This is a genomic window from Laceyella tengchongensis, from assembly GCF_900182735.1.
In the GTDB taxonomy this organism is placed as follows: Bacteria; Bacillota; Bacilli; order Thermoactinomycetales; family Thermoactinomycetaceae; genus Laceyella; species Laceyella tengchongensis.
Genome location: NZ_FXTU01000001.1, coordinates 496,865 through 521,308 on the forward strand (window position 1 = coordinate 496,865; position 24,444 = coordinate 521,308).

Sequence of the window (24,444 nt, forward strand, 5' to 3'; positions counted from 1 at the left end):
GCCTGTGTCAAAAATATCGCGTTTCGCGCCAAAGGGCCGCTAAAGCCCAGCGACGTACCAGAAGCCGGGAACAGGAAGCGTCTTTTGCACCAATATCGACATATATGAGCTAATTCGAATGCTCGTGAGCATTCAACAAAGGCAGAATTGAGCATCTGGAGGGGATCAATGTGGAAAGTTGGATTATCGATTTTATGGAAGAGTTTGGTTATTTAGGAATTTTCTTGATGATTGCGCTAGAGAACATCTTTCCGCCGATTCCATCGGAAATCGTGTTGTCGTTTGGCGGATTCATGACGACTCAATCTGATTTGACGGTTACGGGAGTAGTGATATCTTCGACGCTGGGAGCTGTGGTCGGGGCGATTATCCTGTTCTATATCGGCCGGTTGCTAGATGTGGAGCGGTTAGAACGCATCGTTGAGCGTTGGGGGCATCTCCTGAGAACCGACAAAGAGGACATACATAAAGCGAACGCTTGGTTTCACCGTTATGGTATCTGGACGGTGTTTTTCTGCCGGATGGTTCCGATCGTGCGCAGCTTGATTTCGATTCCGGCGGGGATGGCGAAAATGAATTTTCCGTTGTTCCTGTTGTTCACTACTGTCGGATCGTTGATTTGGAACATGGTTCTGGTAAATCTGGGTGCAGCCCTTGGCGCTTCTTGGTCTAAGGTGCTGGAGTATATGAGCGTCTACCAAGATATTGTCATTGTCATCGTTGGCGCACTGTTGATTGTGGGTGCCGTTTGGTTCTTCCGCCGCAACCGTTCCCAAAAAGCATAAGGTTTTCGTCTACGCGGTTTCTGCAACGCCCGGTTTGGGAAAAAGTTGTGAGGGGTGCGTATGATGTGGCTGGTATCTGGCGTCATCTTGATGATCGTGGGTTTGTCCATGGCTGTATACAACCTGATCGTCGTCTATACGAGAGAGGGCGTTGACCGTGTCTGGAAACGATTGATGTTCTTGTTTTTGGAGACGGCGTCGTTTCGGGGGATCGGCGGTTGGGGGATATGGTTGATGTTTTTTGGCATCATCTTCGCATTTGTGCTGGGCTAAAGTCCCATCGGCGGCCGCTGGCGCGCTTTTTTCGCACATGAAGCGTCCAACCCTTTCATAAACATAGTGAGTAGAAGGGGTGACGACGATGCGACAACGGGGTATTTATTTGTTGTGCGGGGCGGCTTGCTTCTGCTTGGGGCTGGCCAAGCTCCCCCTCCAACTCCAAGCCGGGCTCCCTTCGCTGTTTGTGGTGGTGTGGTTGACAGTGATGGGTTTGTTTTTGATCGCCAATTTGAACGACCTGATGCGGCAGGTCCGCATCCGACAGCGGAGAAAAGAGGCGGAGCGCAGACGGCAGTGGTTGGAAGCGGAACAACGGTGGAGACGGCGGCAGCGGCTGACGATCCACTATCGATAGTTGCACAGAAGGCTGGTGAGTGCAAAGGGCTTAAACCTTTTAATGCGCCGGCTTTGCAGTCTCATTTTGTTTAGGCAAGCCAAAGAACCCAGTGTAGGGATCTTTGGCTTGTTTTTCTATTAAGGCCAGAGATAGGTTTTGTACGGAAATTATTGTAATATGAAAATGAAGTGGACAATCAGAGAAGATGGGAGGAAAGCCATTGTCAACGAAGCACGAGCAGATTTTGCAGTATATCGAAAAGTTGGAGATCGGCCACAAAATATCTGTTCGACAAATCGCGCGGGATTTGAATGTGAGCGACGGCACCGCGTATCGGGCGATCAAAGAGGCCGAATCGCAAGGACTTGTTCACACAATTGAGCGCGTGGGCACGGTCAGGGTGGAGAAAAAGCAACGCTCGGATATTGAACGGCTCACTTTTGCTGAAGTGGTCAACATTGTGGATGGGACGGTGTTGGGCGGGAAGGCAGGGTTGCATAAGACGCTAAATCGTTTTGTCATCGGGGCCATGAAGCTGGAAGCCATGATGAGATACATAGAACCGGGAAACCTGTTGATCGTCGGAAACAGGGATAATGTGCATCGTATCGCTTTGGAGAATGAGGCAGCGGTCTTGATCACAGGTGGGTTTGACACGACGCCAAATGTGAAGAAGTTAGCCAATGAGTTGGAACTGCCCGTGATCTCCAGCAGTTATGACAGCTTTACTGTCGCTTCCATGATCAACCGGGCAATTTATGATCGGCTGATCAAAAAAGAGATCTTGATGGTGGAGGACGTGTTGCCTAAGAACCGCAAGCCCTACTATTTGCACCACAATGACACAATTGCCCGCTTTCACCAGTTTGTGCGGGAAACGGCACACAGCCGCTATCCGGTGGTGGATGATCATGACCGGGTGGTGGGGATGGTGACGGCCAAAGATGTGATGGGGTATGAGCCGCAAGATCCCATCGAGCGGGCGATGACCAAAAATCCGATCATGGCGACAACCAAAACATCCTTGGCTTCGGCTGCGCATGAGATGGTGTGGGAAGGCATTGAGCTGTTGCCCGTCGTAAATGACCATCGCAAACTGATCGGGGTGATCAGCCGGCAAGATGTGATCAAATCCTTGCAATACATGCAGAAACAGCCGCAGATCGGGGAAACGATTCAAGAGTTGAGTTTTCGCGGCTTTCATGAAGTGGAAAAGTCGGGACAGACGTTGTTCCGTGGCCGGATTACCCCGCAGATGACGGATGCTTTGGGCCGGCTCAGCACAGGGGTGTGCACAACGCTGATCACCGAAACGGCGATGCGGATGTTGCGTCGGCAGCGGCGCGGGGATTTGGCGATTCAGAACTTTACCCTGTATTTTTTAAAGCCGATTCAGATTGATACGGTTGTGGACATTTCGCCGCGCATTCTTGACTTGGGAAGAAAGCAGGCCAAGATGGATGTGGAGATGATGATCGACAATCAAGTGGTGGCCAAGGCGTTGGTTACTGCTTACACCATGGAACGCTGACTACATGAGAAAAGCCGGTGACATCAACGTCACCGGCTTTTCTCATGAAACCGGGGAAGTGCGTTCTTGATGCTGTTTCACTTGATTGCTGTAAAAGCGATGGTGCTTGAATCCGTAATAAAGATTAAATAGGCCCACAGCGAGGATCAAACCGATGAAGAACAGGCGCAATGCTGAATCGCTCGGCATCAGAAATTGCAATGACCCGATCGCCAAGAACATCAGCCCCATAAACATGTTCATTCGCGCTTGGTAGATCCGTTTGGGCAGGCCGTCCGTTCTGCGCGCCAGCATGCTGTTGAAAAAAGTGCCAAAGACGGTGACGCAGATGACGGAAACCAAGATAATGCCAATGGCTTGCATGTTTATAAAAACCTCCTGGAAATAAGCGCCTCGATCAAGTGATGGAGGCGCTCAAAAATACGTGATTTACGATTTAGATTGTTCCGGGATGAACCAACATCCGTGTTCAGTGCGGTCAATATGCACGGGAAGGTCCAACTTCTCCAATTCTTTTTCAATGAACTCTGCAACTTCTTGTGTTTCCGCAAAGGCGGAATATCCGTTTTTCAGCTTTTCCAATTTGGCGCGGGCCATTTCTTTGCGATTGATGATCATGGTGGTTCCCCCTTCCCTTAGTAGTGTCGAGTAGTAATAGCATACAACTATTTTACTATATTAGACACATCATCACTAGAGACGTCTTTCGTTTGAACCCAGATTTTTAATGTTTCGTCATAAAAAGACACATATTTTAGGTGCACTTCTACTTTTAATTTTTGTGCTTCATCTATCACTATTTGTTCTTTCTCCAAGATTAATTCAATTAGGTCAGGATTGTTGCTGATCCATTGCATCGATTTGCCGAGAAAGGGAGTCAGTTTTTTCTCGAGCTGTTCTTTTACCAAATCGATAATCACGGATTGCTCGCTGTCTACTTCCACCATGATTTTTTGGATGCGGTCTTTGTTTTCCTGGTGTCGCTCGCCTTTGCGGGCCAACCGCAATGCCTCTTCCTGCAACTTCAGAATTTCTTTGTATTTTTGATTGTTGGCGTAATACAGAGCGTTGCGCTCTGATAATAGGCCGTCGATTTTTTGACCATACAGCAGAAGAAACAAGCCATTGCCGAAAAGAAAGCCCAGCAGGAACATCACCCATGCGCGCCGGTTTTTTTTCAAGCCGGCAATGACGCCGCGCACCATGTCAATATTCCCCTTGGATCATCCAGCGAATCAGGACGGTGCCGGTGTGGGCGCCTAAAAACGCGCTGATGATAAAGCACAATTGTTGCAGGGCGAGATTGATCTGACCGCCTAAAATGGTGATCTCAATGTTCTTGATCATGTCGAATGTGCCGCCGATGGCCGCCACCATTGCCCATATCTTCAATTGTTCTGCGAGGCGTAGCATTTTAAACATCGGATAATCGTCGGCGAGAAATGCTCCCACACCGCCTAGCATCACGCCGCCCAATACCACGCCGAGCGCGATCAGGAAATCGAGGATGACCGTTGTCCAAAATTGTTGTCCCATAGCCGATAACCGCCTTTGTCTAGCAAAAGTGTGATTTTGGTAAATATTGACTGATTTTCCTAAAGAATATGAAGGAACGAGAGCAATTATGTGGACAATGGGTAGGGGGAAAGGATGTTCGGACAAGCCGGTTTCGTTATAATAAGAGGGAAAGAGGAGGGGTCGGCGTGGATCGGTTGAAAGACTTTGTTCATCTTCATGTGCATACGGAATTTAGTTTGCTGGACGGGGCGAGCCGGATCGAAGAGCTGGTGCGAACCGCCAAACAACTGGGAATGAAGGCGCTCGCTATCACGGATCACGGCGCGATGCACGGCGTGGTGCCTTTCTATAAAGCGTGTCGGGAAGCGGGCATCAAGCCCATCATCGGTTGTGAAATGTATCTGACAGCAGGGTCGCTCCGTGATAAACGGCCGCTCAGAGAGCAAAAGAATTACCACCTGTTGCTGATTGCCGAAACGGATGTAGGGTATCGAAATTTGTTGCGTTTGACAAGCGAGGCTCATCTGCGGGGGTTCCATTATAAGCCCCGCATTGACAAAGCGCTGTTGCGCCAACACCGGCAAGGGCTGATCGCTACCAGTTCGTGCTTGGGAGGGGAGATTCCGCAGGCGATCTTGGCGGGCGATTTGGCGGAAGCGAAACGGTTGGTAATGGAGTATTTAGACATCTTTGGGCCAGATCATTTCTTTTTTGAATTGCAAGATCATCAACTCCCGGAACAAGAACGGGTAAACCGCCAGCTGATTTCTTGGTCGAAAGAGCTGGGAGTGAAGCTGATCGCGACCAATGATGTGCATTATACACACCAAGGTGATCATGAAGTGCATGATTGCCTTCTTTGCATCCAGACTGGCAGCAAGTTAGCCGATGAAGAGCGGTTGCGTTTTCCGACCAAAGAATATTACCTGAAATCGGCGGAAGAGATGCGTCGGTGCTTCGGTCATGTACCTGAGGCTTTGCATCACACGGTGGATATCGCCGAACGTTGCCAGGTCGAGATCCCTTTGGGTGGCCGTCTGTTGCCCAAATTCCCCTTGCCGGAAGGTGTGGAGGCCGCCGCTTATTTGCGGGAGCTTTGCTACCAGGGGGCGATTGAGCGGTTTGGTCAGTTGACCCCTGAGGTGGTTGAGCGGTTGGACTATGAATTGTCGGTCATCGACCGGATGGGCTTTAATGATTATTTTCTGGTGGTGTGGGATTTTGTCCGGTTTGCCCATGAGCGGGGGATCGCGGTAGGGCCGGGGCGAGGTTCGGCGGCAGGGAGTTTGGTGTCCTATGTCCTTCGCATCACCGATATCGACCCGCTGAAGTATCGGCTCTTTTTTGAACGGTTTCTCAATCCCGAGCGGATCAGCATGCCGGATATCGACATCGATTTCAACTATGAACGCCGCGATGAAGTGATCCGGTATGTGGTGGACAAGTATGGGGCAGAGCGGGTAGCGCAGATCATTACCTTTGGGACGATGGCGCCGCGGGCCGCAGTGCGGGATGTGGGTCGGGTGATGGGATTGCCGTACAGGGAAGTGGACCGCGCGGCCAAGCTAATTCCAGGTAATCCCGGCATGACCCTGGCCAAAGCTTTTCAGCAGGAGCCAGCTTTGAAGGAATTGATGAAGAACCCGGCAACGGCGCAACTGATGCGGACGGTAGCCAAGATCGAGGGGATGCCCCGGCATGCTTCCACCCATGCCGCGGGAGTGGTTATCGCTAGCACACCCCTGACGGATCATGTGCCGCTCCAGGCGGGAAACGACGGAATTCCATTGACTCAGTACCCGATGGAGGTGCTGGAGGATATCGGCTTGCTGAAGGTGGATTTTTTAGGTTTGCGCAACTTGACGGTGATCGAGAAGACGCGTGAGTTGGTGAGAGAAAATTCCGGGACCATCGTTTCATTTGACGGCGCTCGCTTCGATGATCCGGCGACGTACGCGCTGTTGTCCAAAGGGGACACCACCGGGGTGTTCCAAATGGAATCGCCGGGCATGCGCAAGGTGCTCAAAGAGTTGAAGCCGACGCATTTTGAAGATATCATCGCTGTTTTGGCTTTGTACCGCCCGGGGCCGATGGAGCAGATTCCGCGTTATATCCGGGCGAAACACGGGTTGGAAAAAGTGACGTATCCCCACCCCGATCTGGAAGAGATTTTGGAAAACACATACGGGATTATCGTGTATCAGGAGCAAATCATGCAAATAGCGGCCAAGATGGCTGGCTTTTCCCTTGGGCAGGCTGATTTATTGCGGCGCGCGGTCGGGAAAAAGAAGAAGGAACTTTTGCATGAACAACGAAACGCTTTTGTAGGAGGCTGTGTGGACAAGGGATATGACGAACAGACGGGGCATGAGATTTATGATTTGATCGTGCGATTTGCCGATTACGGTTTTAACCGTAGCCATTCGGCCGCATACGGGGTTTTGGCTTATCAGACGGCTTATTTGAAGGCCAACCACCCGGTCGAGTTCATGGCGGCATTGATGACATCGGTGATGGGTAGCCAAGGCAAATTGGCGGAGTACATCGAGGAAGCCCGCCGGATGGGGATCGCTGTTTTGCCGCCCGATGTGCAGCGAAGTGAAGAGGCCTTTTCGGTGGAAGGGAAAGCGATTCGGTTTGGCTTGGCGGCCATCAAAAATGTTGGTACCTTGGCCATTCGGGAGTTGATCAAAGGGCGGCAAGGACGCCCATTTGAAAACTTGGCCGATCTGTGCGCTAGGGTGGATTTGCGGGTGTGCAACAGGCGTGTGTTGGAGTCGTTGATTGAGTGCGGAGCCTGCGATTCTATGCCGGGCAGCCGCTCGCAAAACTTGTATTTGCTGGACGAAGTGCTGGAATGGGTTGCGGCGAACCGAACGCGTTCAGGCAAACAGCAATTGAGCTTGGGCTTGGCCGATGAAGCGTTTGATTTTGCGCGTTTGTTGGAAGAGGCGCCATCCGCTTCGCTGACGGAACGCGACCAGTTGGATCGTGAACGGGAATTATTGGGCTTATTTTTATCCGGTCATCCGCTCGACCAGTACGCTCCGGTGATCCAAGAGCGGGCCACGCACCGTTTGCATGCCTTGATGGGATGCCGGGACCGGGAAGAGGTCAAAGTGGGCGCTTGGATCACGGATGTCAAACCGATTCAGACCAAAAAAGGTGAACCTATGGCCTTTGTCCAGATTGAGGATCGTGGCGGTACTTGCGAAGTAGTGGTGTTCCCCAAAGTGTTCCGCGCTGCTCGCACTTTGTTGCAGCCAGAACAACCGGTGTTCATCCGCGCGAAAGTGCAGCTACAAGATGAAGGGGTGAAACTCATCGCCGAGGAAGTGGCCGACCTGTCCCGTGCCGCGTTCGCATCCCGCCCCGCGCCGCCTTCGGTCGGTCCGGCGCAGAAGGTGTATATCCGCATTCCGCCCCAGCGGGAGACCGAGGAGCGGCTCCGGCGCTTGCAAGAGGTGCTGAAGCTGCACAGGGGGGAGACTCCCGTTTGCCTTTATTATGAACGGACCAAGAAAGTGCTAGCGCTTTCCGAAGAACGGTACGCGATCACACCGACTCCTGCATGTCGCCAACAAGTGGAAGCCATCATGGGAGCAAACAGTTTTCGCGTCACGCAAAAGTGACATACCTGCCGGCGGGGTAGCATATCTTCTAAGACTCCGCTCTTTTCGGCACCGGCCTGAACGAGTCGATATCCAAAGAAGGTGAGAACCATATTCTACGATCATGTCGTTAAGTTGCTCAATGAGCGCGGTGTGACCATTGAAGGGATTTCCCATATTGTGTACCAGTTGCAGGCGCCTTACAATAAAAATCTGACTTTGGAAGAATGCGTGAACAACGTGCATGCGGTCTTGCGCAAGCGCGAGGTGCAACATGCTGTCATCACAGGGGTGTCTCTTGATGTGCTGGCGGAGAAGAAGCTGTTGCCGGAACCGTTCCAGCGCATCATGGAAGTGGATGAACCATTGTACGGGATCGATGAGATTCTCGCGCTGAGCATTACCAACGTATATGGGACGATTGGTTTGACCAGTTTCGGTTACTTGGATAAAAACAAAATTGGTCTGATGAAAAAATTGAACAATCACGACGAGCAGATCCATGTTTTTCTAGATGATCTCGTTGCAGGTATCGCGGCGGCCGCGTCCGCTCGCATCGCGCACCAGAACCCGGATGTGCGCCGCTATGTGGCTGACCGCGCAAGCGAGATTGGCCCGCTGGGGAAGCTAGAAACACCAGATGCTTAAATAGAGTAGATGGCTGAAAGTGCGGTGCCTCCCCAATGGGCAAGTAACCCACGCCCAGGTACGATTTCCGGCGTGGGCTTTTTTTATGTGAAAACAGTGAATGATGGTTCGTTTTTTCATGAGTTAAGATTATAATAAAATTGTGATAAAAATTTGGTATATTTCTATTATTTCCATTTAACATGAAAATATTGTCAAGGAGCGAGCTGGGTATGAGAAGCGCATTGAAATGGTTGATTTCCAACCATGCCAAACGAAACATTGTGGATCCCATTACCAATCAGGAAATAGCCGTTTCGGGATTGGAAGACGGGAATATTCTCATCGACATGGGAACAACTTCGGCGCTCTGTGAAGATCGTGAAGAGGCGATGCGCCACTTGGAGCCGATCTATGACCGGTTTCGGTCAGACATGCCCTATTATCTGGACAAAATTGTGAAATCTGATGCCCAATGGCGCTTTTTTGATGTTACCTTTGCGATGGACATCATTGTTCGGCTGGACGAAACGGGCCGGGGATGGCAGGTGTGGATGGGAGAAGACCTCAGCTTGCGGTCCGCTGATCCGGAGGAATTGCTAGCTTATCTGCGTGGGCTGGTTTTGGAATTAAACACCGAACGGGAAATCGAATTGCAACAAATGCATAAGCAAGCTGTGGGCATATTTCAATAGAAGGGCGCAAGCCCTTTTTTTCTGTGGTGAAGCGTTAGAAAGGGGGAGGTCGCTTGCTGGCGTTTTTGTACCAATGTTTGGTGCTCATAGGATTCCTTTTATTTCTTTTTATTGCTGTGGTCATGGCCAAAATCGGTGCGGGAAAAAAGGGAAATCGACAACAAAAAAGAACAAGAAAATAAATTTATGTAAGATTAATAGAGAAAACACGAAGATTACTAATGAAAAAACGAGGATTATTAAGGAATTGGTAAGTTTGTGCTATTGGTTAATTGATATATATAAATGTTAAATTATAGATGGTGCCAGCCTGTTGTCGAAGCGGCTGCGCCACGATAGCATGGGCGGCATAGTTTTAAAAGAGTAAGGGGAAATGGGATGATGGAGTTACAATGGGGAAAAAAGTACCGAGTTTCCGCTTTTCTCTTATGCTTGATGGGGGTGCTGTTGAGCGCTTGCGCCAATAAATCGGTAAGTGGGCAATTGTCGGGGAAAAGCAAACATTGGGAAGTGGCATTGGCTTATCAGTATCAGGATGAAAGCGACGGTTCAGAAAAGGTTACGGTGAAATACTTAGGCAAAGACGTGTTAGTGGTGGGGAATGTGTTAGTCAAGATTAAAGACAGTAGCAACAACACCACCAATCATCAAAATGTCATGCTGGATGAAAAGGGAACCGCTATCATTGAAAGCGTCGTGCAGCCAAATGCTAATCCCGAAAAGAAAAATGTGCAAGTAGAATTGCAATGGAACGGTTTTAAGGAAGTCGTTTCCTTAAAATAATAAACGTACCAGACAAGCGAAAAAGTGTGTTAAACGGCTACTGGAGGGGAAAACAGTAGCCTTTTTCTATTAGGCGCACCTGGTCGTCCGTTTTCTCTTGGTTACAGTTTTGATATAATGTGATTTACCGGTGGTCAGACCACCAAGCGTGTAAAAAAGGAGCGAGATGTTTTGTCTACAATACGGGATGAAGCACTGAAATTGCATCAGGAGATGCAAGGAAAGTTAGCAGTGCATTCCAAAGTACCGGTGCACGACGCACATGATTTGAGCCTTGCATATTCACCAGGCGTGGCCGAACCCTGTCGCGATATTTACGATGACCAAGAGAAAATCTATGACTATACGATGAAGGGGAATTTGGTGGCCGTTGTGTCCGACGGAACCGCCGTGCTGGGTTTGGGCAACATCGGTCCCCATGCGGCCATGCCGGTTATGGAAGGGAAAGCGGTGTTGTTTAAAGAGTTTGCAGGGGTGGATGCTTTTCCCATCTGCTTGGATACGGTGGATGTCGATAAAATCGTAGACACGGTGAAGTTGATGGCGCCCACGTTTGGCGGGATCAATCTAGAAGATATCGCTGCTCCCAACTGCTTCCTAATCGAAGAACGCTTGAAGCAGGAGCTGGACATTCCTGTTTTTCATGATGATCAGCACGGCACGGCCATTGTGACCTTGGCGGGCATGATCAACGCCTTAAAAGTGGTGGGCAAGCGGATGGATGAGATCCGTGTCGTCGCCAATGGGGCGGGAGCCGCCGGCATCGCCATCATCAAGTTGTTGCTGTCGCTTGGAGTAAAAGACGTGATTATGTGTGATAGTAAAGGGGCGATCTATGAAGGAAGGCCGTTTGGGATGAATCCGATCAAGGAACAGATCGCCAAAGCGACGAACCGTGAGAAACGCCAAGGTGAATTGGAAGAAGTGATCTCAGGCGCGGATGTGTTTATCGGCGTGTCGGTCGCCGGCGCGGTAACACCAGCCATGGTTCGCTCCATGAACAAAGATGCTATCATTTTTGCCATGGCTAATCCCACTCCAGAAATCATGCCAGAAGAGGCCATGCGGGCCGGGGCAAAAGTGATCGGAACCGGCCGGTCTGATTATCCAAACCAAGTGAACAATGTGCTCGCCTTTCCGGGCATTTTCCGAGGCGCGTTGGACGTCCGGGCGAAAGCGATTACTGAAGAGATGAAAATAGCGGCCGCGTATGCGATCGCTGGCTTGATCCAGGAACATGAATTGCGTCCTGATTATGTGATCCCTTCGCCTTTTGACAAGCGGGTTGCCGCCGTTGTCGCCAGAGAGGTGTCGCGGGTGGCGATGGAGACGGGACAAGCGCGCATCCATATAGATCCGCAAGAAGTATATGCAAAAACACTCAGCTTATCTGCAACAACGGTACGATAAGGGTGATAAGAAGACGTGGCAAGCGCGGAAACGAGTTACAGCAAATTCAAAGTAATATTAGAACGAATCCATGACATCATTGAAGAAGACGGATTGCGCCCCGGAGACCGGCTACCTTCGGAACGGGAATTGTCCGAGCGGTTGGGAGCGGGTCGTTCATCCGTCCGTGAAGTTCTCAGATCCTTGGAACTGTTGGGCTTGATCAGCACCAGAAGAGGCGAAGGCACTTATTTGGAACCTTATTACGCTCATCATATGGTTGATCTTCTGGCACGCTTTATTTTGCAAGATGACAAGTCCAAACAGGGCTTGTTGGAGATGAGGGAAGTGCTCGAGTTGGGCGCTATTCGATTGGCGTTTAGCAAACGGGATGAACAAGAGGTCGCTTCGTTGGAAAAGCTGTTGGCCGAGATGAAAGCGGCCGTTGAGCAAAATGCCAATCCCTCCGCGCATATCGAACAGTTTCACAAGCGGATCATCCAGATGGCAGACAATTATTTGTTAAAACGCATCTGGGTGCCGATCACCAAATTTATCCAAGCCGTCGTGCCAGAGGACTGGGAATTGGACGAGGCCTGTTTGCACCGGTTGTTGTCAAAATACGAACAATTGATTGAGGCCCTCAAAGAGCGTCGTCAAGCGCAAGCCTCTTTGTTATTGGTGGAAATATTGGACATGATCGCATATAACTGATCGGTCAACAATGGTATGATATTCATATCGGACAGCAAAAAATTTAAAGGACTCAGATGAGGTGTTATCGTGTTACGTGATTTGTTCAGAAAACCGAAGAAGTATGCAACGATTCCTTCTGAGCAAGTGAAGAAAGACATCCCCGAAGGGATTATGCAGAAGTGCCCCAAGTGCGGAACCATTTTGATCACTAAAGAGCTGGAGAAAAATTTAAAGGTGTGCAAAGCGTGCGGGCACCATCTCCCCATGAGCGCACCCGAGCGTTTGCAATCGTTGGTTGATAATGGTGAATACCACGAATACGATCAAGAGCTCATCTCCAAAGACCCACTAGCATTTCCGGATTACGTCAAAAAGGTACAAGCCGACATGAACAAGACTAAGCTGAATGAAGCGGTCGTGACGGCAGAAGGCAAAATCGGCGGATACCCTGCCATCGTCGGGGTGATGGATTCCCGATTCCGCATGGGTAGCATGGGTTCGGTCGTAGGTGAGAAGATCGCCCGGGCGGCGGAACGGGCAGCGGCCAAGAGAATTCCATTTATCTTGTTCTGCGCATCGGGCGGGGCACGTATGCAAGAAGGCGTTTTGTCGTTGATGCAAATGGCTAAGACCAGCGCCGCGTTGGAAAAAATGCATCGTGAGAAAGTGTTGTTTGTGTCAGTGTTGACCAATCCGACCACAGGTGGCGTATCGGCGAGTTTTGCATCGCTGGGCGACATCAACATCGCCGAGCCGGGAGCGTTGATCGGCTTTGCGGGGCGCCGCGTGATTGAGCAGACGGTTAGGCAAAAACTGCCGGATGATTTTCAAACGGCTGAATTCCTGTTGAAGCATGGGCAGTTGGACATGGTCGTCCCCCGGGGGGAATTGCGTGACACTCTTATCAAAATCTTGGAGTTTCACGCGTAAAGGAGGAAGCTTTCAATGAAGCAGGGTTATTTGCCATTTGAAAAACCGTTGATGGAATTGAGAAGCAAAATTGAAGAACTGGAACAATTTACTAAAGAAAAGGACATTGATCTGTCCGAAGAGATCGCCACGTTGGAAGCCAAGGCCATACGTCTGGAAAATGAGATCTACGGCAACCTCAGCACATGGAACAAAATCCAAATCGCCCGCCATGCCAGCCGGCCAACCACCTTGCATTATTTGAAAACGGTGTTTGACGATTTCATGGAACTCCATGGCGACCGACTTTATGGCGACGACCCAGCGATTATCGGGGGCATTGCCAAATTGAACGGACGGACGGTGACAGTGATCGGTCATGAGCGCGGTACCGACACCAAAGACAAAATCGCCCGCAACTTTGGCTTGCCCCATCCCGAAGGATATCGCAAAGCGTTGCGTTTAATGCAACAAGCGGATAAATTTGGGCGGCCTATTATTTGTTTCATCGATACCCAAGGGGCACATCCCGGGATTGAAGCGGAAGAGCGCGGCCAAAGTGAAGCGATTGCCCGCAACTTGCGTGAAATGGCCGGTTTTAAGGTGCCGATTGTCTGCGTAGTGACAGGGGAAGGCGGAAGCGGTGGCGCCCTGGGAATCGGTGTGGGCAACCGCTTGTTGATGTTGGAACACGCCTATTACTCAGTCATCTCCCCAGAAGGCGCAGCGGCTATTTTATGGCGCGATGCCACGAAAGCGCAAGAGGCGGCGGAAGCGTTGAAGATCACTTCCGACGATTTGAAAGCGCTCGGCGTGATTGATGAAATTATTCCAGAGCCAAAAGGTGGAGCTCATAGAGATCCCATGTTACAATCAAAATATATTAAACAAGCATTGATTGACCATTTGGATGAATTGTCTCCGATGAGTCCGGAAGAACTTGTCGAAGATCGCTACCAAAAGTTTGCGAGCATAGGTGATTTCACATCACTTGTTACCGTCTGAACCGGGAAAGGTTCAGAGGAGGTTAATTAGGATGCTTGTCCAAGTTGAAACCGTTCTGCACGGTTTCTCTTTTTGTCCCGGCTGGACGTTTTTTGTCCCTATGGGATAGGGAATTTTACATGTTGAGGTGATTAGGATGAAACGGATCGCGGTCTTAACCAGCGGTGGAGACGCCCCAGGAATGAATGCGGCTATCCGCGCCGTTGTGCGTAGCGGGTACTACCATGGATTAGAGGTGTATGGAGTCTATCGTGGTTATACAGGCCTCATTCAAGGGGATATTGAAAAAATGGAATTGGGTACGGTGGGAGACATTATCCATCGCGGGGGCACAGTGCTTTATAGTTCGCGTTGCGAAGAGTTTAAAACTGAAGAAGGGCGCCAAAAAGCGGTAGAGCAACTGAAAAAACATCAAATCGACGGATTGGTAGTCATCGGTGGGGATGGGAGTTTCCAAGGTGCCAAAAAATTGACTGCGCTCGGCTTCCCAACGATCGGTGTTCCGGGTACAATCGATAATGACATCCCAGCGACCGATTTCACGATCGGCTTTGACACCGCAGTAAACACAGTGGTTGAATGTATCGATAAAATCCGGGATACGGCGACTTCGCATGAACGCACGTATATTGTGGAAGTGATGGGTCGCGACGCCGGAGATATCGCCCTTTGGGCCGGTTTGGCTGATGGGGCTGAGTCCATCTTGATTCCAGAAGCACCTTATCAGATTGACGAAATCGTGGAGCGTTTGCAGCGAAGTTCGGAACGGGGGAAAAAGCACAGCATCATCATCGTTGCCGAAGGGGTTGGTAGCGGCATGGATGTAGCCGATAAGATTACGGATAGATTGGGCTGGGAGACGCGGGTGACGGTGCTTGGGCATGTGCAACGCGGCGGTTCTCCGACTGCGTTCGACCGGGTGTTGGCCAGCCGCATGGGTGCCAAAGCTGTGGAACTGTTGCTGAGCGGCCAACGAGACATGATGGTGGCCATCCGCAATAATGACGTGATCGGAATCGATTTTGACGAAGCCCTTTCCCAAAAACACCAACCGCGCATGGAATTGTATGATTTGGCGAAGATTTTGTCCATATAATTGAGAAGCTAGAGGAGATGACAAAGAAATGCTCCGCAAAACAAAAATCGTATGTACAATCGGTCCGGCCAGTGAAGATGTGGCCACACTGAAAGAATTAATTTCCAATGGTATGAATGTGGCTCGCCTCAATTTCTCGCACGGTTCGTATGAAGAACATGGCAAACGCATCGAAAACATTCGCCAAGCGGCTGCTGAGCTCGGGCAAACGGTGGCGATTCTCTTGGACACCAAAGGGCCGGAGATCCGCACAGGCGAATTAAAAGATCCGTCAGTCGAATTGATTGCGGGCGAACAGATCATTTTAACTACTGAGCAGATTGAGGGAGACGCGAAAAGGATTTCCATCTCTTATGCCGGCCTGGCCGCCGATGTTCACCCCGGTTCGATTATTTTGATCGATGACGGCTTGATCGGTTTGCGAGTGGAGAGCGTAGAGGGCACGGAGATTACTTGCACCATTTTGAACGGGGGAACGTTGAAAAGCCGCAAAGGGGTTAATGTGCCCGGTGTGAAAATCAATTTGCCCGGGATTACTGAAAAGGACGCCGCCGACATCCGCTTCGGTATTGAGCAAAAGGTGGATTTCATCGCGGCTTCGTTTGTGCGCAAACCGCAAGACGTGTTGGAAATCCGAGAAATTCTGGAAGAACACGGCGCTGACATTCAAATCATCTCCAAGATCGAAAACCAAGAGGGTATAGACAATTTGGACGGGATTTTGGAAGTGAGCGATGGCTTGATGGTGGCTCGCGGTGATTTGGGAGTGGAAATCCCGGTGGAAGAGGTGCCCGTGGTTCAAAAAGAAGCGATCCGTAAGTGCAACCAATTGGGCAAACCGGTAATCACGGCTACGCAGATGTTGGACTCCATGCAACGCAATCCCCGTCCTACCCGCGCCGAAGCGAGTGACGTGGCTAATGCGATTCTGGATGGCACTGACGCGATCATGCTCTCAGGCGAAACCGCAGCAGGGAAATATCCAGTTGAGGCTGTCAGTACGATGGCCCGCATCGCCGTGCGGACAGAATCGACATTGCGCTATGAAGAGAATTTCAAGCAGAAGATGAGAGAGATCGATTACACCATCACCGAATCACTCAGCCAAGCTGTGGTGCACACTGCACAAATGCTAAATTGTGCCGCGGTGCTGACGCCGACCGAATCCGGGTTTACAGCACGGATGGTTTCCAAGTACCGTCCGCAAGTCCCGATTGTCGCGATTACGCGGAATCCAGATGTGGCCCGCAAATTGGCGCTCGTCTGGGGAGTATATCCGCTGTTGGGTACGCGTGCTAACACCACGGATGAAATGTTCCACTCCACGATTGCTACCGCACTGGAGCATGGATTTGTCAACCAAGGAGACTTGGTTGTGATCACGGCAGGTGTGCCTGTCGGCAAATCCGGTACCACCAACCTGATGAAAGTGCATGTGATCGGCGGATTTTTGGCACGGGGGCAAGGTATAGGGAAACAGGTAGTTACCGGACCTGTCGTCACAGGGCGCACAGCAGCTGAGATCAACGAAAATATGGTGGATGGCGGCATCATCGTGGTGAAAGCTTCGGATAAAGAGATGATCGAATCCTTCAAACGGGCAGCGGCGGTCATCACGGAAGAGGGAGGGCTTACTTCTCATGCTGCGGTGGTCGGCGTAAGTTTGGGCGTGCCGGTCGTCGTAGGCGTAGAAAACGCATGTAAGCTACTTGCCAATGAAAAAGAAATTACGGTGAATGTGGATCGTGGCCATATCTATGCAGGCAAAGCCAATGTCCTGTAAAGAAAAAAGCGCTGGAAGTGTCCAGCGCTTTTTCTTTGGATCTTTTAGATGCAGGGCTTTATTGGTATATTGAATGTTAGAGTAACCGAAGTCGGGGATAAATCCACCAACGCAGTTTTCTGCGTATTTTCTTTCTTTTTCTGAGGTTCATGTGTTTGTCTCTCCTTTCGTTGCATCGTTTTTATTCAACGGTGTTGAGCGGCGGGATTAGCCGATGGCGAATCAACACGTGAAATATGGTATCCATCAACGAGTCATTCTCATTATGTGAGAAACGACTGCGGAATATGTGCGAGCTGAGCTATTGCTATTATAAAGAACAACTCGTTTTTTTAACAATGAGCCAAAAGTCATGGATTGTTAATAAAGTGTAATTTTAAACATTGAACCCAAGCGGCCTGGCGCTCGTTTTGTCCCCAGTTTCATTGAGGAAGAGACTCGCCACCGCATTCCATCCCAAAAAAGACCCAAAGCGTGGAGGTAGGAGAAATGGCCAACTATGCAAATGTGAGCGAGACCAAGATCCGGGTTCGTTATCAAGAAACAGACCAGATGGGAGTCGTGTATCATGCCAATTATTTGACGTGGTTTGAGGTCGGCCGAACGGAGTGGATTCGTTCATATGGGATATCCTATCAACAAATGGAACAAAAAGGATTGTTGCTTCCCGTTGTAGACATCCACTGTAAGTATATGCATCCAGCCAGATATGATGACGAAGTGATTGTTCGTACTTCGATTGCCGACTTGTCCGGTGGGAAAATCGCGTTTAAGTACGACGTGGTTCACGCGGAGACGGAGACGGTGCTATGTAAGGGGAGTTCCGTGCATTTATGGGTGAATAAAGAGATGAAAAGAGTGAATTTGAAGCAGGCGTATCCAGAGTTGTATAGGACGCTTGAACAGATTTTCTCGGTAGAAAGAGGATGAGGTACGTGTTTTGGTTGATTTTGGGATTGATCATCGTAGTTCCAGCTATTGAACTGTGGGGGATGATAACGGTTGGTCAGTGGATCGGACCTTGGCCGACGGTATTTTTGGTAATTGCCACGGGCGTACTCGGTAGCTATTTGGCGAGGAGGGAAGGGTGGCAAACATACCGGTTGGCTCAATTGCAATTGCAAAAAGGTGAGCTGCCGGGCGAAGCGCTCTTGGATGGAGCATGCATTTTGGCGGGGGCGGTATTATTGATCACCCCGGGGTTCTTTTCGGATATCGCCGGGTTTGTGCTGGTTTTTCCATACACGCGTACATTTGTGAAAATCTTTCTCAAAAAATGGATTCAAAAGAAATTAGCTCGTGGTGACTGGCACATCAGACGTTGGTGATAATATGAACGCAGCTCTTGGCCAAATCCGCTCCAAAGCGGTGCCAAGAGCTGCAACTGATATATTCCCGGCTTGATCAATGCTATGGGATATTGGTTTTTGGTGCTCCGATAATATATCTCCAGATGTCCCGTAACACGTTGGTACGATGGAGAGCCAAGCCTAACACCACGGTCACCGGCCCAATGATCAATCCGATGATCCCGAAAAGTTTCAGACCGACAAACAAGGAGATCAGGGTGAGCAATGGGTCGATGCCCACGTTGCTGGCGACCAATTTGGGCTCTAAGAACTGGCGAATAATGATGATGACCGCATAGACGATGCTCAAGCCAGTGGCCAATTGGATGTTTCCGATCAGGAACAGATAAATGACCCAAGGCACCAACACGGCGCCGACGCCCAGATAGGGCAACAGATCCACCAACCCGATAATGAACGCCATGGTGAATGCGTACGGCACTTGCAAGATCATCAGCCCGGCAAACATGATGACAGCGGTGATGGAGATCAAGGTGAGCTGAGCTCTGACAAAGCCGAACAGCGCTTTTTTCAAATCCGTTGAGATCAGGCTGGCCGTTTTTTGGAAATGCTCAGGAACCCAGACTAACAGATTGCGGCTTAGCCGGGGCCAATCGAGCGAGATGAAGAAAGCGGCCAACGTGATAAAGACCAACACGGTGATGTAATAAGGCAAGTCCCCGAGGAACCGGCCGATGGCTGCTACGATCTCGGTGATCGACTCTGTCCCTTTGTTAGCGATGATGCCGATGTTCTCTTGGATGCTCTGGGAGATGCGTTGCTGGTGTTCCGGATTTTTCTCCAGATATGCTTGGACGCTCTCAATCAAGCGGCTGACACCGGTGGTTTCTTTTGTGAAGGTGTCTACAAACAGATTGCCCGCCTTATTCAGAAACGCGGGGAGAAAATCGGCCAGATGGGTTAGTTCTACAACCAACTCCGCGATGATAAAAATCAGTAGCGACAGAAGTGAAGTGAGCAATAAGAATAGGATGAGTGTAACGCCGGCCCAGCGCGGAAGGCGTACTCGACGCTCAAGCCATTTCACCATGGGTTCAATCATCAGGGCGATGAGCCAGCCCAACACAAACGGATAAAGGAGCGGGAGCAAAAAGGACAATATGTAAAAAGCGGCCACAATTGAGGCTAAGACGATCAGTGCACGTGCGATAGGCCCCAACCAGGCGGGAAATAACATGGAATAACCTCCCATCAGCTAAAATCCGTTTTAGGTTCCCAATAATTATACCATTTTTTAGCGAAACCAAAAGACGGCCGCACATCAGGCTGTGTGAGAACGGCGAATTCAGTTTAGTGGCGCCGTAATTGATTGATTAAGATGTGTCTGGCAAATCAAGTTGGTGGGGAAGAAACGGCGGAAAAACCTTTTCTCGAGGAGCGCCGATGCACAAGTGAAGCGAATGAGAAAAGGGTTTTGGAGCCGCTGGCCTATTCATCAGACACGCCCTAGACAGACTTTAACAAAGCAATGGCTTCGTTCGAAATAAATAAAAACACATTATGTGCGAATTTGTTCAATTTATGTTAAAATAAAAACGACAAGAAGAATGGGCACATATCCCGCTTCATACGCTAATCATCATCATGTTTAATCTTGCACTAAAACGTGAATATATTTACAGCGTTTGGAAATTTGCGGGAATTAAATTTGTGTGAGTGAGAACAAGCGTGTTCTTTTAGCCGCCAGTCATCTGTGTTGCCCGTCACAGAATGACGATTCATTCATTCCTCTGCTTTACAAAAGAATATCTGTTATTAATGTTGTGCCCTTTCATATAGAAATCTAATAAGAGGAGCGATAGTGATGACGATTGCTAAAGGTTTAGAGGGTGTTGTTGCTTGTACTTCCGCAGTCAGTTCCATTATTGACGGAGTACTTACCTACCGGGGCTATAACATCGATGATTTGGCCGATCACGCTTCTTTTGAAGAAGTCGCCCATCTGCTGTGGTACGGTCATTTGCCGAACCATGCTGAATTGGAAGCACTGAAAAGCGAGCTGGCCCGCCATGCCAACATCCCGGATGAATTGCATCAATTGTTGAAAATCAATGTCAACAATGCTCATCCGATGTCTGTGCTTAGAACGGCCGTATCCGCGCTGGCCCTATATGATGAGGAAGCGGAAGACAACAGCCTTGAGGCGAATCAGCGCAAAGCAATCAAATTAACTGCGAAAATTCCTACAATTGTAACCGCTTTTGCGCGCATTAGACAAGGGCTGGAACCAGTGGCGCCAAAGCCGGAGCTCGGATTCGCGGCCAACTTCCTCTACATGCTGAACGGGCAAGAACCTTCCGATGTGGCAACCAAGGCGTTTGACAAGGCGCTCGTGTTGCACGCCGACCATGAGTTAAACGCTTCCACATTCGCCGCCCGCGTGACCACGGGTACCTTGTCCGATATTTATTCAGCGATCACCACTGCGATCGGCACACTGAAGGGGCCATTGCATGGCGGCGCCAACGAGCAAGTGATGGTGACGCTGGAGTCGATCGGTTCGTTGGAGAACATCGCTTCGTCCATTCAACAAAAATTAGACAATAAAGAAAAAATCATGGGCTTTGGGCACCGCGTATATAAAGACGGCGACCCACGCGCCAAACATTTACGCGAAATGTCCCGCCAACTGGCAAATCAGACGGGCAATAAACTCTGGTACGAAATGTCAGTGGAAATCGAAAAAATCGTTGTGGATAAAAAGGGCATCAAACCCAACGTGGATTTCTATTCCGCTTCTGTGTACACTTATTTGGGCATTCCGCGGGATCTGTTCACCCCGATTTTCGCTATGAGCCGGGTGACGGGCTGGACCGCGCAAGTGTTGGAGCAATACGCCGACAACCGCCTCATCCGTCCGCGTGCGGAGTATATAGGGAAAACGAATCAAGCATATGTTCCAATCGACCAAAGAAAGTGAAATCGTATACAATGGGGAGAGGGGCGATTGATCCCGCTCCCTTTGTCCATCTAGGCTCGTGATAAATAAAAAGGGGTGTTATGATTCCATGGCGCAATTTAAAAATCTTGTAGCTCCTGCACACGGGGAAAAAATAACGGTAGAAGGCGGCAAATTGAACGTACCAGATCGCCCGATCATTCCATTCATTGAAGGGGATGGCACCGGTCCGGATATTTGGCGTGCTGCTAAACGGGTTCTCGATTCCGCAGTCGAAAAAGCATATAATGGAAAGAAAGAGATTGCCTGGTTTGAAGTGTTTGCCGGAGAGAAAGCGTACAACCAATTCGGCGAATGGTTGCCAGAAGATACGCTTGAAGCTGTGCGCGAATATTTGGTAGCGATCAAAGGGCCGCTCACGACGCCAGTTGGCGGAGGTATCCGCTCTTTGAATGTGGCTTTGCGCCAAGAGTTGGATCTGTATGTGTGCTTGCGCCCCGTCCGTTATTTCGAAGGGGTTCCTTCTCCAGTGAAACGGCCGCAAGATGTGGACATGGTTATCTTCCGTGAAAACTCCGAAGACATTTATGCCGGTATTGAGTGGGAAGCCGGATCGGAGGAAGTGAAGAAAGTGGTTCGTTTCCTGCAGGAGGAAATGGGCGTGAAGAAGATTCGCTTCCCTGAAACCTCTGGCATCGGTATCAAACCTGTGTCGAGCGAAGGGACAGAGCGTCTGGTGAAAGCGGCGATCGAGTATGCGATTCGCCACAAGCGCAAAAGCGTGACCTTGGTACATAAAGGAAACATTATGAAGTTTACCGAAGGGGCGTTTAAAAACTGGGGCTATGAAGTGGCCGAGCGGGATTACAAAGACTATGTGTTCACTTGGGCTCAATATGACCGCATCAAGGCTGAACAAGGCACCGAAGCGGCAGATCAAGCGCAGGCGGCTGCGATTGAAGCGGGCAAGATTATCGTGAAAGACGTGATTGCCGACGCATTCCTGCAACAAATCCTGACCCGACCGGCTGAATACGATGTGATCGCCACCCTGAACCTCAACGGAGACTATGTGTCCGATGCGCTGGCGGCACAAGTGGGCGGCATTGGTATCGCGCCGGGAGCCAATATCAACTATGTGTCGGGGCACGCCATCTTTGAAGCAACCCATGGAACCGCCCCCAAATACGCAGGCTTGGACAAAGTGAATCCAGGTTCTGTGATTCTCTCTGGCGTCCTCATGCTGGAACATCTCGGTTGGCAAGAAGCGGCTGACCTGATCTATCAAGCGATGAGCAAAACGATTACAGATAAAACGGTAACGTATGACTTCGCCCGCTTGATGGATGGGGCTACGGAAGTGAAATGCTCCGAGTTTGCCGACCATCTGATCAAAAATATGTAATAGAATCAGGAGGCAATGACTATGGCTATCCGTCGTAGGAAAATAACTGTGGTAGGCGCTGGCTTCACCGGAAGCACAACAGCATTGATGCTGGCGCAAAAAGAACTGGGTGACATCGTGTTGGTGGACATTCCGCAAGCCGAAGACCCAACCAAAGGCAAAGCGTTGGACATGTTGGAAGCAAGTCCTGTGCAAGGATTTGACGCCAACATCATCGGTACGAGCAATTATGAGGACACCAAGGGGTCTGATATCGTGATCATCACTGCTGGCTTGCCCCGCAAACCGGGTATGAGCCGCGATGACTTGGTGACCACCAATGCGAAGATCGTCCGTTCTGTGACGGAGCAGGTCGTCAAGTATTCCCCGGAGTGTATCATCATTGTGTTGTCCAATCCGGTCGATGCGATGGTGTATGAGGCGTACCGCACTTCCGGCTTCCCCAAAAACCGCGTGATTGGGCAATCCGGTGTGTTAGACACAGCCCGCTTCCGCACGTTTGTGGCGCAAGAGTTGAATGTGTCCGTTGAAGACGTGACCGGCTTTGTGCTGGGGGGACATGGCGATGATATGGTTCCGCTCATCCGTTACTCTTACGCCGGAGGCATTCCGTTGCAACACCTGATTCCGCAAGAGCGGCTCGACGCGATCATCGAGCGCACACGCAAAGGAGGCGGCGAAATCGTCAACCTCCTGAAAACGGGTAGTGCTTATTATGCGCCGGCCGCATCCTTGGTGCAAATGACCGAAGCGATCCTCAAAGATAAAAAGCGGATTCTGCCCGCCGTGGCGTACTTGGAAGGGGAGTATGGCTATACCGACCTCTTTCTCGGTGTGCCGACCATTCTGGGCGGAAACGGCTTAGAAAAGGTTATCGAGCTGGAACTGACCAAAGAGGAAAAAGCGGCGTTGGATCGTTCGGCCGAATCTGTACGCAACGTCATGAAAGTATTAAAATAATAACCACAGGCGACATCATGCCCGGGAACTTTCCCGGGCGTATTTGACCAAATTGTATATGGAAGATTGAGAAAATACGGCAAAATGAAAGCGGATACACCAGTGAAAGGGGTTGCCAACTTGCGTTTAAGAGATATGAAATCCCAAGGGAAAACATATGAAACATTGATGTTAGGGGAACGGATAGAGGAAAGCAAAACGGTAGAGCGGCGCGATGTGTTTTCGTATCTCGGATCGGCGGATGACTTGAACCCGTTGTTTTCGCAGAGTGCTTACGCTGAGCGCACTGAATTCGAACAGGTAGTCGTGCCGCCGAGCCTGCTCGTCAACTGGTTTTCCGCCTTGGTGTCAATGAAATTGCCTGGTCCGGGAAGCTTGGTACAATCCATGCAGTTTGATTTTCCAGCTCCCTTGTTTATCCAGGAAGAAGTGGTATTAATGTTGGAAATTAGCGACAAACTAGATCATGACAAGAAAGTCAAGTTGGTGGCCAAGGGGATGAGCGGGGACAAGATTGTGGCGGAAGGGGAACTGGTGGTTTGTCCGCCGCGGCCGTTGAAACCGTTGTTCAAAGATGCATTTGAAAATTTCTAGTAGGTTTTTTGTAGCATGGGGTGAAACAGAGGGAGAAGGCGGTTTCTTCCGTTTCACACCCATGCTGTTTTTTTATGGTGGGGATGCATCTTTACGGAATCTTAACTTTGTTGTGTTATGATTTTCTTTGTTAATAGAAGCACGATGATTAAGCAAGCATTTTTGAAAGCGA

The 24,444-nt window shown here is 50.0% G+C and carries 25 protein-coding genes; 20 read left to right on the top strand and 5 right to left on the bottom strand.

Annotated elements, in window-relative coordinates:
* Positions 1-170: 170 nt before the first annotated feature.
* The 4 genes from QQZ12_RS02400 to QQZ12_RS02415 all read left to right on the top strand — a co-directional run bounded on the left by QQZ12_RS02400 (position 171) and on the right by QQZ12_RS02415 (position 2,932).
* Entirely contained in the window at positions 171-785 is a 615-nt protein-coding gene (locus tag QQZ12_RS02400; RefSeq protein WP_102991851.1) for a DedA family protein, read from the top strand.
* A 63-nt stretch (positions 786-848) separates the two neighbouring features.
* On the top strand, positions 849-1,058 hold the full coding sequence (locus QQZ12_RS02405; RefSeq protein ID WP_102991852.1) for a hypothetical protein: 210 nt from the start codon (positions 849-851) through the stop codon (positions 1,056-1,058).
* Between the two features lie 88 nt (positions 1,059-1,146).
* Complete coding sequence (locus tag QQZ12_RS02410) at positions 1,147-1,419, top strand: hypothetical protein (RefSeq protein ID WP_102991853.1); 273 nt, start codon at positions 1,147-1,149, stop codon at positions 1,417-1,419.
* A gap of 202 nt (positions 1,420-1,621) precedes the next feature.
* A complete protein-coding gene (locus QQZ12_RS02415; protein ID WP_223248048.1) occupies positions 1,622-2,932 on the top strand; it encodes a DRTGG domain-containing protein in 1,311 nt (436 codons plus the stop codon).
* A 42-nt stretch (positions 2,933-2,974) separates the two neighbouring features.
* Here the strand turns inward: QQZ12_RS02415 and QQZ12_RS02420 are convergent, their stop codons facing one another.
* The 4 genes from QQZ12_RS02420 to QQZ12_RS02435 form a co-directional block, all read right to left on the bottom strand.
* Positions 2,975-3,295 (bottom strand): YtpI family protein, encoded by a 321-nt coding sequence (locus QQZ12_RS02420; protein ID WP_022735819.1) that lies wholly within the window; start codon positions 3,293-3,295, stop codon positions 2,975-2,977.
* Positions 3,296-3,361: 66 nt separating this feature from the next.
* Positions 3,362-3,550 (bottom strand): YtzJ family protein, encoded by a 189-nt coding sequence (locus QQZ12_RS02425; protein WP_022735820.1) that lies wholly within the window; start codon positions 3,548-3,550, stop codon positions 3,362-3,364.
* 47 nt (positions 3,551-3,597) lie between these two features.
* Positions 3,598-4,137, bottom strand: coding sequence for a hypothetical protein (locus tag QQZ12_RS02430; RefSeq protein ID WP_102991855.1), 540 nt, complete (start codon positions 4,135-4,137; stop codon positions 3,598-3,600).
* A gap of 1 nt (position 4,138) precedes the next feature.
* Positions 4,139-4,468 (bottom strand): YtrH family sporulation protein, encoded by a 330-nt coding sequence (locus QQZ12_RS02435; protein ID WP_022735822.1) that lies wholly within the window; start codon positions 4,466-4,468, stop codon positions 4,139-4,141.
* Positions 4,469-4,644: 176 nt separating this feature from the next.
* Here QQZ12_RS02435 and QQZ12_RS02440 point away from each other — a divergent pair, with 176 nt between their 5' ends.
* The 12 genes from QQZ12_RS02440 to QQZ12_RS02495 all read left to right on the top strand — a co-directional run bounded on the left by QQZ12_RS02440 (position 4,645) and on the right by QQZ12_RS02495 (position 18,372).
* Complete coding sequence (locus tag QQZ12_RS02440) at positions 4,645-8,082, top strand: DNA polymerase III subunit alpha (protein ID WP_102993780.1); 3,438 nt, start codon at positions 4,645-4,647, stop codon at positions 8,080-8,082.
* Between the two features lie 90 nt (positions 8,083-8,172).
* A complete protein-coding gene (locus QQZ12_RS02445; RefSeq protein WP_102993781.1) occupies positions 8,173-8,709 on the top strand; it encodes a phosphatidylglycerophosphatase A family protein in 537 nt (178 codons plus the stop codon).
* A 212-nt stretch (positions 8,710-8,921) separates the two neighbouring features.
* Positions 8,922-9,383, top strand: a complete 462-nt coding sequence (locus tag QQZ12_RS02450) for a hypothetical protein (protein WP_102991856.1) — start codon at positions 8,922-8,924, stop codon at positions 9,381-9,383.
* A 378-nt stretch (positions 9,384-9,761) separates the two neighbouring features.
* Complete coding sequence (locus tag QQZ12_RS02455) at positions 9,762-10,166, top strand: hypothetical protein (protein WP_102991857.1); 405 nt, start codon at positions 9,762-9,764, stop codon at positions 10,164-10,166.
* 171 nt (positions 10,167-10,337) lie between these two features.
* A complete protein-coding gene (gene ystJ / locus QQZ12_RS02460; RefSeq protein ID WP_102991858.1) occupies positions 10,338-11,576 on the top strand; it encodes an NADP-dependent malic enzyme in 1,239 nt (412 codons plus the stop codon).
* Between the two features lie 15 nt (positions 11,577-11,591).
* Positions 11,592-12,269: a FadR/GntR family transcriptional regulator gene (locus QQZ12_RS02465; RefSeq protein ID WP_102991859.1), complete on the top strand. Its 678-nt coding sequence runs from the start codon at positions 11,592-11,594 to the stop codon at positions 12,267-12,269.
* Between the two features lie 69 nt (positions 12,270-12,338).
* On the top strand, positions 12,339-13,181 hold the full coding sequence (gene accD, locus QQZ12_RS02470) for an acetyl-CoA carboxylase, carboxyltransferase subunit beta (RefSeq protein ID WP_102991860.1): 843 nt from the start codon (positions 12,339-12,341) through the stop codon (positions 13,179-13,181).
* A 15-nt stretch (positions 13,182-13,196) separates the two neighbouring features.
* On the top strand, positions 13,197-14,165 hold the full coding sequence (locus tag QQZ12_RS02475) for an acetyl-CoA carboxylase carboxyltransferase subunit alpha (protein ID WP_102991861.1): 969 nt from the start codon (positions 13,197-13,199) through the stop codon (positions 14,163-14,165).
* A 136-nt stretch (positions 14,166-14,301) separates the two neighbouring features.
* The gene (pfkA, locus tag QQZ12_RS02480) at positions 14,302-15,261 is read left to right on the top strand and encodes a 6-phosphofructokinase (RefSeq protein ID WP_102991862.1); all 960 of its coding nucleotides are present in this window, start codon (positions 14,302-14,304) and stop codon (positions 15,259-15,261) included.
* A 28-nt stretch (positions 15,262-15,289) separates the two neighbouring features.
* Positions 15,290-17,044: a pyruvate kinase gene (gene pyk, locus QQZ12_RS02485; RefSeq protein ID WP_284723913.1), complete on the top strand. Its 1,755-nt coding sequence runs from the start codon at positions 15,290-15,292 to the stop codon at positions 17,042-17,044.
* A gap of 489 nt (positions 17,045-17,533) precedes the next feature.
* Positions 17,534-17,974 carry an acyl-CoA thioesterase gene (locus tag QQZ12_RS02490; RefSeq protein WP_284723914.1) on the top strand — a complete coding sequence of 147 codons (441 nt, stop codon included), beginning with the start codon at positions 17,534-17,536 and terminating at the stop codon, positions 17,972-17,974.
* Between the two features lie 5 nt (positions 17,975-17,979).
* Positions 17,980-18,372, top strand: coding sequence for an FxsA family protein (locus QQZ12_RS02495; RefSeq protein ID WP_431606287.1), 393 nt, complete (start codon positions 17,980-17,982; stop codon positions 18,370-18,372).
* 82 nt (positions 18,373-18,454) lie between these two features.
* On the opposite strand, the gene ytvI is transcribed toward QQZ12_RS02495, so the two are convergent.
* Positions 18,455-19,591 carry a sporulation integral membrane protein YtvI gene (gene ytvI, locus QQZ12_RS02500; protein WP_189318987.1) on the bottom strand — a complete coding sequence of 379 codons (1,137 nt, stop codon included), beginning with the start codon at positions 19,589-19,591 and terminating at the stop codon, positions 18,455-18,457.
* A 627-nt stretch (positions 19,592-20,218) separates the two neighbouring features.
* Between ytvI and citZ the strand changes: the two genes are divergently transcribed.
* From citZ to QQZ12_RS02520, 4 genes are all read left to right on the top strand, one after another.
* Complete coding sequence (gene citZ, locus QQZ12_RS02505) at positions 20,219-21,334, top strand: citrate synthase (RefSeq protein ID WP_102991867.1); 1,116 nt, start codon at positions 20,219-20,221, stop codon at positions 21,332-21,334.
* Positions 21,335-21,422: 88 nt separating this feature from the next.
* Entirely contained in the window at positions 21,423-22,718 is a 1,296-nt protein-coding gene (icd, locus tag QQZ12_RS02510) for an NADP-dependent isocitrate dehydrogenase (protein ID WP_284723916.1), read from the top strand.
* Between the two features lie 21 nt (positions 22,719-22,739).
* The gene (gene mdh, locus QQZ12_RS02515; RefSeq protein WP_022735837.1) at positions 22,740-23,678 is read left to right on the top strand and encodes a malate dehydrogenase; all 939 of its coding nucleotides are present in this window, start codon (positions 22,740-22,742) and stop codon (positions 23,676-23,678) included.
* Positions 23,679-23,798: 120 nt separating this feature from the next.
* Complete coding sequence (locus QQZ12_RS02520) at positions 23,799-24,272, top strand: hotdog family protein (protein ID WP_123827415.1); 474 nt, start codon at positions 23,799-23,801, stop codon at positions 24,270-24,272.
* Positions 24,273-24,444 lie beyond the last annotated feature (172 nt).